The following is a 13,000-nucleotide window of genomic DNA, read 5'->3' on the forward strand; positions in this document are numbered from 1 at the left end:
CCCTTGTGACGTCTCTTTAAGCGAATGGTTTTGATTGATTCAACGTCAAAAAAAACTAGAAAAAACTATATTTCATTCACATTATGAAATTATGAGCAATCATTCTAAACCAATATATTATCTAAACAGAAACCTTCATAAAAATCAGCTAAATATCAAGGATACTCTAATCATTTTGTTTATCTTTGATGGTGGAGGGGGTGGAAAAGAGCCGACACGTTGAAGGGCTGCCATAGCCAGCCGATCAAGTTCTGGATCTCCGGCAGAAACGACGACACGGCTAGAAAAAATATTCCCCCGCTCGTGTACCCTAAACTCTAACTTCACCGTTCCTTTTGCCCGACTGGTACGTTGTCCTACAACATAATTTTTTTGCTTTTCTAATTGCGACTGTACCTTTGCTAACCACTCCATCAACACCATATCTTCAAACCCTGCTGTACTGCCGCTCTGTCTAGCAGTAAACGAACGTGCAGTCTTCACAAGGGGGAGCTTGATAACTGTTTTTGGTCTCGTTTTTTTTTCAAATATTTTATCTTCTACTTTATAAGGAAGAGATTCTTCCAAAGACTTTTCTATAAAATCATCTTTTTCTACAGTCTGCTGCGGCTCTTCTGGTTGAGTTTCATCCACCCTCTCCGATATCTCAGGCTCTTGCTCAGCAAGATCTGGTTGTAATAATTCTGATTTTGCACTGACACTTGATAAGTCTGTATCATGATCTGGATTCGACGAATCTATATCAGCATCCAGATAGAGACTCTCTTGGGCAAGAGTTAGCATAACCGTCGAAGAGAGCGTACCGTTACTGACACCAGTCTTTCGAAAATAAAACTGTGCGCCCAATACTATATGCAAAGAAAGGGCGCCAACAAATGCACCAATCCAAAGAGCTGATAGCTGCTTCATATTTGCAAAGTTCATCGTTTCTCCCGCCGCTATTCTACGTGCAATATTGGTATTTCATCTCATTAAAACAAGCTATTTTGAAATTGCAACTTTTTTCTTGACTGATTTTATCATGTTTAATATGGTTTCTCTGTGATTTTATATTGTTAAATCATTCCTGCTTGGTTGGTTAACTTTTGATAGGGTTAAGTCAGGCGTTTTTATGTAAAGTTTCAAGCTTAGAGAGGGGATGTTTTAAAAAAAGGTTATAATGTGTTATGCGAATAAGACGAGAAAATATCCATAAGAGCTGTGTGATTTTAGGTGCGTTGTCGGTTTGTATACCTTCGTTTGTTTTTGCGCAAAACAGTGATAAGGATGTTGTGACTGAGCTCAAACCAATCCTTATTAAAGGAAAAAAAATAGAAGATGCTGCAAATTCAATAACCATTCTAACTGATCGTAAAACCAACGAGAATATTGATGAAAAACAAGTAACTGATGAGTATGACGTGAGTCGTCTTAATCCTTCTGTCTCTTATAACTCAGAAAATAATAGTTTTGTTATTCGTGGTTTAGATGCGAACCGTGTTCTTACGACAATGGATGGTATTTCTCTTCCTTGGTTTAATGATGTACTGCGTGGTGGTGGTGGTGGAAACACCACTTTTGATTTCAACGCTCTTTCTGCGTTTGATACTATTCAAGGATCAGATTCTAGTCTTTATGGTTCTGGCGCCTTAGGGGGAGTAATTGCGTTGCGTACCCTTAATCCTGAAGACCTTATAACTGAAGAAAAGAATTGGGGGAGCCTTATAAAAGGTGGTTATAACTCTGTTGATAACAGCTGGCGCATCAATCAAGCTTTTGCTGTGCGCAATTATCGAACATTCTTGCTTTTACAAGGATCTTATGTGGGGGGGAATGAACGTAAGAATATGGGAACTGAGGGAGGATATGAAGAGCGTACACGTAAAAACCCTTCTCAGTTTGACAGGAATAACTTACTTTTTAAAATTCATCAATATTTGAGTGATAATCATCGGCTTGGTTTTACTGCAGAACGTTTTAATTATGATATAAATACGCACTCCTTGAATGGATTCTCCGCTCTTGCTCCTACTGCGTATGTCCCAGGTTCTGTTTATAATAAGGACAATAAATACCGTGAACGTCTTTCTCTTTCTTATAATTATAATGGTGATGGCGGTGCGATTGTTGATGCTTTTCGTGGGCAGCTTTATTGGCAAAGGCAGTCAGATCGTGACACTATGACTGGTGTTCGTATTCGAGCACCCAAAGGGGATTATTTGAGAGATAATTTTCTGCGTAATACCAATTATGGTTTCAATGCAGATGCGCTTAAAAAAGTCGATTTTGGCACTGTAAGCCATACGTTCAAGATTGCCGCTAATGTTTCGTCATCTAAATTTCATCACTATTTGTTCGGTAAAGACAATTGCCATTTAGAAGAAAATGCGCGTGGATGCTCTATGATGCCTGCTAATCGGTCAGATTCACCAGACACAAATGGTTATAATTTAGGTTTTGTTTTTGAAGATGAAATTGGGTTGAGTGATAATCGTTTTCGTATAACATCAGGAGTTCGGTATGATTGGTACAAATATGTTCCGCAAAAAAGCTCCGCTTATGAAAAAGCTCTAATTTCTGATAGATTTCCTCCAGAAAGAAATGGATCTCGCTTTTCTCCTAAATTACGCATGGAGTGGGATATTCGTAATCAAATAACGCTCTATGCTCAATGGGCACAAGCTTTCCGTGCACCACGTATTTCAGAACTTTACGTTTCTTATATTAGACCCTCTGCTTATTACGCAAAGGGAAATCCTGATCTTCAACCAGAAAAAAGCAATGGGTATGATATTGGTCTACGGTATGGAAATGCAAGTTTTGGTGGTTCTTTCAATGCCTTTATCAACCAATATCAAAATTTCATAGATATCGAGGATAAAGGGCCGTCAGAAGAATTCAGGTTTAAACGTCTGCATTATATAAATCGTTCACGCGTGAGAATTTTGGGTGTTGAAACAAAGGCGCGTTTAGTTCTTAAAAATGATTTTCATAGCAATGTTTCTCTTGTCTATTTACAAGGAAAAGATCTTGACAAAAAGGAATATCTTAACTCGATTCCTCCTTTGAAAGCCGTTATCGGATTAGGATATGCAAAAGAGGTTTGGGGGGGCGATATTATTCTTACTTTGGCAGCCAAACGTGACAAAGTAGCTAGAGAATCTGATTATCAAAAAATTCCAGGATACCATGTTGTTGATATGACGGGGTGGTGGAAACCATTCGGTGAAACAGGACCTATCTTAAGAGCTGGTGTTTATAATCTTTTCAATACAAAATATTGGAATGCATCAGATCTTCCTTCCGGTAAAAATGCAATTGCGAATAAAAATATAGCTCCGAAGGATTATTATAGCCAGCCTGGTCGTAACTTTAAGGTGTCTTTCGTACAAAAGTTTTAGTCACGTCTGTTAACGATTAGATCAAAAGTCGTATCGATAAAAGGATCAGTTATTGTGTTTCTAATATCTTTAAAATTACAAAGATTTGGTAGAAAAGCCCTAATTCTTTCCGTTTTATCGTTTTTTGATTGTTCAGCTGTTGGCGGTAAAGCGTTATTTTGTGATAGATTGAACTCTTAAAAGAATTTAATCTATTGCCTTGGAATTATAAAATTTGAAAGTTAGTTTTTGAGTTAAGTAACATAAAGGTAAAGTCCATGGCATATACAGCTGAAATGATTCTTCGTTTACGTGAAGAGAAAAAAGAAATGCGAAACCGCGATTTTGCGGTTTCGATTGGTATATCCGAAGCGGAGCTTATTGCGGCCTATTGTACCATTGGAAAAGCAAAAAGACTACAAACTAATGTTGCTACTCTCTTGGAAAGTGCTCCGCGACTTGGAAAAGTCATGGTCTTAACACGCAATGAATATGCTGTTCACGAAATAACAGGATGTTTTGAAAAAATTGTTCAAAATCAACATATTCCTATTACGTTGGGTGAAATTGATTTGCGTATTTTTACAAAACAATGGAAGTTTGGTTTTGAATATGATGTCATTATCCTTGGAAAGCCTGCAAAAAGTCTACAGTTCTTTGATGAGCATGGCGTTGCTATTTTAAAAATCTATTCTAAAGATATGACCAACATGGAAGAGTGGAATAAACTTGTTGAAAATCTCCTTCTTGAAGATCAGTCCTCTGTTCTTAACATTCTTCCTGTTTCCCTTCCAGTTCAGTGTGACATAACAGAATTGGATATTGAGAATTTTCGGGATCGTTGGCGTAAAATGACAGATGTACACCAACTTCATAAAATTATTTCCGAATTTAGAATTAATCGGCATCATGCTGTAAAATATGCTGGCAATGAATTTGCCGATGAATTACAGGTAGATGCTGTTGAAATAATGCTGAACCAAGTCGCAAAACAAGGACTGCCCATTATGTGTTTTGTTGGGAATAAAGGGTGTATTCAAATTTTTAGTGGAACTGTAAAAAATATTAAGCAAATGGGACCTTGGCTTAATGTTCTTGATCCGAGCTTTGATCTTCATTTACTTACGTCTGGAATTGCTAGTGTATGGCATGTCCGCAAACCTACCCGTGATGGTTATATCAGTTCACTTGAAGTTTTCGATAAAAATGATGGTATGATTGTTCAATTTTTTGGGCTGCGCAAAGAAGGTCAAAAAGAGCGTGAGGATTGGCGTTCTTTATTGAAGTCTCTTCCTCCCTATCAAAAATTAGTCGTCGCTTAGAAAGATAAAATATGCCTATACTTCTTTTGCGCAGACACTTAAATTTTTTTCTTCTTTTTATACTGCTTTTTCTTAGCTTCTTTTCTCAACGTGTCATTGCTGAACCTACTACGCATTTTTCTAAAAATGCACGAATTGTCTCTATTGGTGGTTCTCTGACAGAAATTGTTTATGCATTAGGTGCACAAGATCAACTTGTTGCCCGTGATAGTACAAGTGTTTATCCCAAAGAATCCCTCAAGCTTCCTGTACTTGGTTACATGCGTGCTCTTTCACCTGAAAGTGTTCTGTCTTTTGCTCCAGAAGGTATCTTGCTCATTGAAGGAAGTGGGCCTCCTTCAACAATTGAAATTCTCAAAAAAACATCAATCCCTATCGTGATTATACCAGAAAGCTATTCTCGAGAAAGTGTTATAGAAAAAATTCGTCTCGTTGGAAAAGCCATCCATCGTGAAGAGCAAGCCGCTGCATTAATTCAAAAAGTAAGCCGTGACTTTGTAGACAATGATGCTCTTTTGGCAAAGGTAACAAAACAAAAGCGAGTCCTTTTTATTTTGTCTGTGCAAAATGGACGCGTTATGGCATCTGGAACAGATACAGCCGCTGATGGTATCATAAAACTTTCAGGTGGTCTCAATGCCATTACTGATTATAAAGGGTATAAACTTCTCAATAACGAAGCGTTATTGAAAGCAAATCCTGATGTTATTTTGCTTATAACACACAGTGGAAAATCTGTTAATCTTGAAAAGCTTTTAGCTATACCAGCAATTCAAGCAACAGCTGCCGCCCAAAATCACGCTATTAAACAAATGGATGCTATGTACCTTTTAGGATTTGGTCCACGCACTGCAGATGCATCAAGAGAACTTATTCATATGCTTTATGGTACAAACAAAAACGATAAAAACGGATAGAATTGGTAGAGAAGCTGTCCATGATTTATGCATCTGAAACAGAAAAACAGAAAAAAATAAAGCGTGAAAATTTAAGAAAAATACTCTTATTCGGTCTCATAATATTCCTCGTTTTTAGTATTTTAAGCGGGCTTTTAAATGGTGCTTCAAATACTTCACTCTTTGATTTTCTTTATAGCATGTTTACGCAAGAATTTTCTGTTAGTCGTAGAACACGTGATTATCTCATATTTATTGATATAAGGCTTCCTCGCGTTATCTTAGGGCTATTGATCGGAGCGTCTTTAGCTGTCTCTGGGGTTCTGATGCAAGGACTTTTCCGTAATCCTCTTGCAGACCCTGGAATTGTGGGGGTATCAGCAGGAGCCGGTCTTGGTGCTGTTTTAGCAATTGTTGTAGGGTTTTCCCTTCCTATTTCATTTGCACCTTTTCTAGAACCGTATAAAGTTATCATAGGTGCTTTTTTTGGGGGGCTTTTATCAACGATTGTCCTCTACATAATAGCTACCCATCATAGCTTTACTTCTATTGCAACCATGTTGCTTGCCGGTATTGCCCTTGGGGCCTTAAGCAGTGCAGTTGTCGGAACGTTGATTTTTATCGCAAATGACCAACAATTACGCGATATCACTTTTTGGAGTCTTGGCTCTCTTGCAGGTGCAACGTGGTTGAAAGTATGGCTTGTTCTCCCTTTCGTCTTTGTTGGTCTTCTTTTCTCCCCCTTTTTATCAAGAGCTCTGAATGCTCTTGCGCTTGGTGAAGCCGTTGCTGGTCATATCGGTTTTTCTGTTCAACGCGTTAAAAATATTGCTATTCCCCTTGTTGCTCTTATGTGTGGAAGTGCTGTTTCTGTCAGTGGTGGTATTGGTTTTATTGGAATTATTGTTCCTCATATTTTACGTCAGCTCATTGGTCCTGATCACCGCTATCTCATTCCTTACTCTGCTCTCTTAGGGGCAGCATTACTTATTTTTGCTGATACATTTGCACGCTTAATTGTTGCCCCAGCAGAATTGCCAATAGGAATCGTAACAGCACTTTTCGGTGCTCCCTTCTTCCTGTGGATCCTTATATGCAAACGAGGAACAAACTTTTCATGATTGAGGCGACAAACATTTGCGTTCAGCGCGGAAAGAAACAGATTCTTAATCACGTTAACCTTCAAGCTAAAAGTGGCGCTTTTACCATCATTATCGGTCCCAACGGATCAGGGAAAAGTACTTTTGTTAAAGCATTAAGTGGAGAAATTCCTTACAGTGGAAAAATAACTTTAAATGGTTATGATGTCCGCCAAACAAAAACTTATGAAATGGCAAAAATGCGAGCCGTTTTACCACAATCAACAACGCTCGTATTTCCATTCTTAGTTCATGAAGTTGTGGGGCTTGGACTTTCTGTAAACCAAGTTACTATTGCCAAAGCCGAATTGCAAAATCTTATCCAAGAAGCTTTAGAACGTGTTGACCTGTCTGATTACGGTAACCTGTATTATCATCAATTATCAGGTGGAGAACAAGCACGCGTACAACTTGCGCGTGTTCTTTGCCAAATCTGGAAACCTATTTATAATGGAATTCCTCGTTGGATGATATTAGATGAACCTATTGCTAGCCTCGATATTCAACATCAAATTATCGTTATGGACATTGCAAAACAATTTGCCCATTCTGGTGGTGGCGTTCTTGCTGTTCTTCACGATCTCAACCTTGCAGCACATTATGCAGATAACATGATCTTACTCAAGAAGGGCGAGATTTATTGTGAAGGAAATTCTTCTGCTGTTTTGACAACACAAAATCTCCACGATGTTTACCATTGTTTCTTAAATGTTTCTGAATTGCCTAAAGAAGATGTCCCGTTTGTACTCCCTCAAACAGCGTCCCCCTATGAAATGAGATCACAAAGCTATCCGCTTCAATCTAAAAATTAAAATCCTTGAGAGAAATAAAACACGCAATATCCAAGAGTCTGTTTTATTTTTTAATGAACTCTTTTCTCTAAATCTATAGAAGATTTATTTGTAGTTTTAGTGGCATTATTCTTTTCATAACCATGTGCTTTAGCTGTTTTTATCAATAGATAAATATTGATTTATAATAATCATTTACCACTCTCTATAGCCAATAAGAATATCAAATATGATCACATTTTTCTTTCTCTATTTAAAATTTTTTTTGTCTCTCTTAAGTATCATATGAACCGTATAGGTTCCATCTTTATATATAAAAATAACGCGGAGTAATTCCGCGTTAACAAAATTATCAAATGACATAGATTCTGTATTTCCCAATCATACTCATGACTTTATAGCATAGACGACTGTTGTATTAACAGGGCGCGTTTCAGCCTCACCCGTATGGGCAAGAGTTATCTTGTGTGTATGTGCACCAGCAGAATCTGTTGTCCCTTGCAAGGTGGCATTATAGGTATAATAATTCGGGAGTCTCCCAATATTACCAGTTGGCCATCCAACGCCTTTATACTGAAAATTGTGCGTATGTTCACCTGATTCTTCAATGATACCAATATGCGTATGCGATTTTATGCTATCTTGTTGTTCATCGGCAAATTTTCTATTACCATCTAAGCCCCGACCATTATCAAAGCCACGTAAGAACATACCTCTAAAGTCTGGAACTTTAAAGGTTGTTTCATTGCCTTTTCCCCATTTATCACCTATAGCCTTAAATAACTGCGGATAATCTTCACGCTTATAGGCCTTACCATCACATAAAAGCCAACCGGTTGGCACTTCTTGCATAGCAAATGTTGCAATGAATCCAGCCGGAAAAAATTCTATCTTTGGTGGTGTAGGGTTTAATAAATACCAACCATCTCGACCCTCCATTAGAATATTGCCATTATATACCATTTCATAAATACCGTCTGTTTGTAGCTCTCCCCCTTCTAACGGTATAACACCTGTATTCGTCGCTTTATAGATAGGTTTTTCTCCCATGCTATTAACTTTTATTGTCGTCGTGCCAATATTCACGCCATGGGACTTAAAGCGTATGATGATATCATTGTTATATTTCTTTATCGGTGAAACTGTCTTTAAGGTAATTAATGTTGTTTTATCTTCCGCATTGATCATAAAGCTTGATTCAATAGATCCACCATTATCTGCAAGATATTCACGCACGCGCTGCATCATCGCCCGCGCACTATCATTGACAGAACTAGGTGGCTGGCCTTCTGACCAATTAATAATATTATCTGAATGAGCATTTTCATCAGCCTTTAACGACCAATCGTAAATATTAGACATTATAAATCCCCCATTATTTTCATCGTTTTTCTAATAATTTCTCGTTCTGTGCTCTAAAATATGTCACCACATTGGTACATCATAACCACTGACCATCTGTATTTTATGCATTCTTTCTCTCTTTACTCCTTTCAATTTAATAAGCTAATTTCATAAGACTTTTTTCATAATATCAATCTTAATGATTCCATTTCTAATGCGTAATGTAGCAGCTCACTTGATATTATTTGGTATTTTATTTTGTCTATCGTTATATAGTTGTATTTTAAAATCTTGGATCTTGTTGCAAAGTTTTACAAATACTGTTCAAACTTTTCCTTACTATGGATTCATATAACCATTATTAAATGCAATAATTTGTCATCTGCATAGAAAATTGCTGATTTAAATTTTTAATGAAACGTTTTATTTGTTCAATACGTCAAATCTTTTTTTTGACTATCATTTGTATTTAAAAAACTCAAAAGTTTAGCTTCAAATTCTTTGCATGCCTCATTATGTTTTTATTACACGCAGACACCCTATTCATTCAATTTATTTCTGAATTTGTGTTACGAGATCAATACCAATGTTTTTTTGAACAGACTTCTGTTCAGCCTCACTGTATCATAGAGAATATATTTGATATGATAATTTCTTTCCTTCAGTGAACTGAAATGCTAAGGAAAGATTACAGACTTTCCTCAAGTCTAAAAGTTGTATCCGATCCGGATAAGAAATACACTTCCCCCCAAGCTTTTATGAATAGATCTCGTCGATTCTTTTAAAAGCCAACAGCCTGTAACCGCCTGTCCTCCTCCCTCACTTAGAACAGCCCTCTCCCTACATATATATTTTATTACAGGTATATTTTTTTTGCAAGAACAATAAATCCTTCTGAACATAATCACGCAATTATTGGTGTTCTCCTTAATTGATGACGATATCAAAGTAAGCCTTCTTCAAACTATTTTTCTAACTTATATGCTTCATCAATTCAGATAAAAACATTCGATCGATTTAACATTTTCTACCCCCTCAGCTATCAAAGACAACTTCTTAATATTATAGTTTATCACTTCATAATGCCTCTTTTCATTCTTAAAAAATATACCAAAATCATTAAAAATAATATCTTTGTGATTGACAATGTCCGTATTTAAGCCAATCATACTGATGCTAACAAAAGTGTTTATATGGGGGAGTGCGGATATTATTTAGATATTGCATTAATCTTTTCAAAATAAATTTTCTTAAGCTTTATTGGAGATCACTTAACTATAAAGTGTTATAAGTATTTCTTCATTCAAGAGGACATAATTGATCATTTATATATCCCCATACACCTTAGTTTTTGAACTCTGTGTTTAGAAGGAAAAAATTTGTGCCCAAAAATATTCCATCAATCAGTTGTAGCCCCTTTCCCGCCTCACGCAAAATTTATCAACAGAGTCCTCTTTTTTCTGATGTGCGTGTTCCATTGCGTGAAATTTTATTAACCAATGGGAGCGGTGAAAAACCTTTAAATGTTTACGATACTTCTGGCCTCTATACCGACAAAGATGCAATCATTGATCTTACAAAAGGTTTACCCGCAATTGGCTCATCTTGGCTCTCTAGGCGTGATGATACTGAACCTTATCCTGCACGCCCAATTAAACCTGAAGATAATGGATTAACGAGCTCTCCTATACCTGCCTTTGAAAAAAAACGATCTATTTTGCGTGCAAAAAATGGCAAAAAAATTACACAAATGGCATATGCGCGTGCAGGTATTGTTACAGAAGAAATGGAATATGTCGCTATACGAGAAAATGAAGGGTTAGCCATAAATGATCAACAACAAGCGCAATCAAGTCCATTGAATGGAGAAATACCAGAAATTTATACTGCGGAATTCGTTCGGAATGAAATTGCAAACGGACGCGCCATTATTCCCCAGAATATCAATCATCCAGAATGTGAACCAATGATTATTGGACGCAATTTTCGTGTTAAAATTAATGCCAATATTGGGAATTCTGCCGTAACATCTTCAATGGCAGAAGAAGTTGATAAAATGGTTTGGGCTATTCGTTGGGGTGCAGATACAGTGATGGATCTCTCGACAGGACGGAATATTCACAATATCCGTGAGTGGATTATTCGAAATTCTCCTGTACCCATCGGAACTGTTCCTCTTTATCAAGCACTCGAAAAAGTACAAGGTATTGCTGAAAATTTAACATGGGACATTTTCCGTGATACCCTTATAGAACAAGCAGAACAAGGCGTTGATTATTTTACGATTCATGCTGGCTTAAGATTACCATTTATTCCGATGACCATTGATCGTATAACGGGTATCGTTTCACGGGGTGGTTCTATTATGGCGAAATGGTGTCTTCATCATCATAAAGAAAGCTTTCTTTATGAACATTTTGATGAAATTTGTGATATTGCAAGCACCTATGATATCTCTCTTTCCTTAGGAGATGGATTACGCCCTGGCTCTATTGCTGATGCTAATGATGAAGCACAATTTGCTGAACTTAAGACTTTAGGAGAATTGACAAAAATTGCTTGGGGAAAAAATGTACAGGTTATGATTGAAGGACCAGGGCATGTTCCAATGCACAAAATTAAAGAAAATATGGAACAGCAACTTGATCTTTGTCATGAAGCCCCTTTTTATACTTTGGGACCTCTTACAACTGATATCGCTCCTGGTTATGACCATATTACATCTGCTATTGGTGCAGCTATGATTGGATGGTTTGGAACCGCTATGTTGTGTTATGTAACACCTAAAGAACATTTAGGGCTTCCCGATAAAAATGATGTCAAAACCGGAGTCATCACTTATAAAATTGCCGCTCATGCTGCTGATCTTGCAAAAGGTTTGCCCAGAGCACAGTTGCGCGATAATGCTCTCTCACGTGCACGATTTGACTTTAGATGGTATGATCAATTCAACCTTTCTCTTGATCCAGAAACGGCTTGTGCCTTTCATGATGAAACATTGCCTAAAGATGCGCATAAGTTGGTGCATTTTTGTTCTATGTGTGGACCCAAATTCTGTTCTATGCGTATTTCTCATGATATTCGTGATGCTGCATCACTCCAAAAGACAAAAGGTGAAGGTATGGTTGCTATGGCTGAAAAATATCAAGAAAGCGGTGACCTTTATGTCGAAGCACCTCAAAAAAAGAGAGTCAACAGTTGAAGAATATTCTTATCAAAGGTGCAGGGGTCGGTGGTTTAACGGTTGCTTTTATGTTACAACAAAAAGGCGCTCATGTTACTGTATCGGCTTCTCCTTCTTCTCCTATAGGAACGGCAAGTTGGTATGCAGGAGGAATGCTAGCGCCTTATTGTGAAAGAGAAAATGCTGAGCAAATAGTTGAAGATCTCGGTGTACAAGCCATACAATGGTGGTGCAGAATATTTCCAGATCTTGTCATAAGAAAAGGAACTTTAGTTGTCGCACCAGCACGAGATAAGGTAGAACTCGAACGATTTTCAGCGCGGACACATCATCATAGAATTATAAACGGTGAAGAAATAGCGCGTCTTGAACCCGATCTTGCAGAACGTTTTAACCATGCGCTTTTTTATGAAAATGAAGCCCATCTTGATCCTCGTAAAGCGCTCATTGCTTTAAAAGAAAACCTGATAAAAAACGGTGCATGTTTTGTTAATGTCAAAACATCTGAAATAAATTTTGATATGGTCATTGATGCAACAGGCATAGCTCGTTTGGGAAAAGACAAAAATATCCGCGGTGTTCGAGGTGAAATGCTGCTCATACGCTGTAGGGATATTAAACTTTCTCGCCCAATTCGTCTTCTTCATCCACGCATCCCACTCTACATTGTTCCGCGACAAGATAATATTTTTATGATTGGCGCAACGATGATTGAAAGTGACTTTGATGGTGCCATCTCCGTGAGATCAATGATGGAATTGCTTAACGCTGCCTATACATTGCACCCTGCTTTTGCTGAAGCAGAAATTGTTGAATCTGGTATTGGGGTTCGTCCCGCTTATCCTGATAACTTCCCTTCTGTATACAAATATGGTAATCATATTTCTATAAATGGATTTTATAGACATGGTTTTCTTTTGTCTCCAGAAATAGCAAAACGCGCGGTGAAATTGGCATTGGAATAA

The 13,000-nt window shown here is 37.4% G+C and carries 9 protein-coding genes; 7 read left to right on the forward strand and 2 right to left on the reverse strand.

Annotation, left to right across the window (positions count from 1 at the left end; genetic code table 11):
* Positions 1 to 144: 144 nt before the first annotated feature.
* Positions 145 to 924: an energy transducer TonB gene (locus PVV59_RS02750; protein WP_273754416.1), complete on the reverse strand. Its 780-nt coding sequence runs from the start codon at positions 922 to 924 to the stop codon at positions 145 to 147.
* A gap of 242 nt (positions 925 to 1,166) precedes the next feature.
* Between PVV59_RS02750 and PVV59_RS02755 the strand changes: the two genes are divergently transcribed.
* From PVV59_RS02755 to PVV59_RS02775, 5 genes are all read left to right on the forward strand, one after another.
* Entirely contained in the window at positions 1,167 to 3,380 is a 2,214-nt protein-coding gene (locus PVV59_RS02755; protein WP_273754419.1) for a TonB-dependent hemoglobin/transferrin/lactoferrin family receptor, read from the forward strand.
* A gap of 257 nt (positions 3,381 to 3,637) precedes the next feature.
* A complete protein-coding gene (locus PVV59_RS02760; RefSeq protein WP_273754420.1) occupies positions 3,638 to 4,681 on the forward strand; it encodes a hemin-degrading factor in 1,044 nt (347 codons plus the stop codon).
* An 11-nt stretch (positions 4,682 to 4,692) separates the two neighbouring features.
* Complete coding sequence (locus tag PVV59_RS02765) at positions 4,693 to 5,598, forward strand: hemin ABC transporter substrate-binding protein (protein ID WP_273754421.1); 906 nt, start codon at positions 4,693 to 4,695, stop codon at positions 5,596 to 5,598.
* A 20-nt stretch (positions 5,599 to 5,618) separates the two neighbouring features.
* A complete protein-coding gene (locus PVV59_RS02770; protein WP_273754422.1) occupies positions 5,619 to 6,698 on the forward strand; it encodes an iron ABC transporter permease in 1,080 nt (359 codons plus the stop codon).
* Positions 6,695 to 7,528, forward strand: a complete 834-nt coding sequence (locus PVV59_RS02775) for a heme ABC transporter ATP-binding protein (RefSeq protein ID WP_273754423.1) — start codon at positions 6,695 to 6,697, stop codon at positions 7,526 to 7,528. The genes PVV59_RS02770 and PVV59_RS02775 overlap by 4 nt, the downstream gene beginning before the upstream one ends.
* 366 nt (positions 7,529 to 7,894) lie before the next feature.
* On the opposite strand, the gene PVV59_RS02780 is transcribed toward PVV59_RS02775, so the two are convergent.
* On the reverse strand, positions 7,895 to 8,869 hold the full coding sequence (locus tag PVV59_RS02780) for a tail fiber protein (protein ID WP_273754424.1): 975 nt from the start codon (positions 8,867 to 8,869) through the stop codon (positions 7,895 to 7,897).
* Between the two features lie 1,363 nt (positions 8,870 to 10,232).
* Here PVV59_RS02780 and thiC point away from each other — a divergent pair.
* Together thiC and thiO are read left to right on the forward strand one after the other, a co-directional pair.
* Positions 10,233 to 12,053, forward strand: a complete 1,821-nt coding sequence (gene thiC, locus PVV59_RS02785; protein ID WP_273754425.1) for a phosphomethylpyrimidine synthase ThiC — start codon at positions 10,233 to 10,235, stop codon at positions 12,051 to 12,053.
* Positions 12,050 to 13,000 carry a glycine oxidase ThiO gene (gene thiO / locus PVV59_RS02790; RefSeq protein WP_273754427.1) on the forward strand — a complete coding sequence of 317 codons (951 nt, stop codon included), beginning with the start codon at positions 12,050 to 12,052 and terminating at the stop codon, positions 12,998 to 13,000. Before thiC ends, thiO begins: the two co-directional genes overlap by 4 nt.

This window comes from Bartonella sp. MM73XJBT.G (assembly GCF_028618435.1).
Taxonomy (GTDB): Bacteria; Pseudomonadota; Alphaproteobacteria; order Rhizobiales; family Rhizobiaceae; genus Bartonella.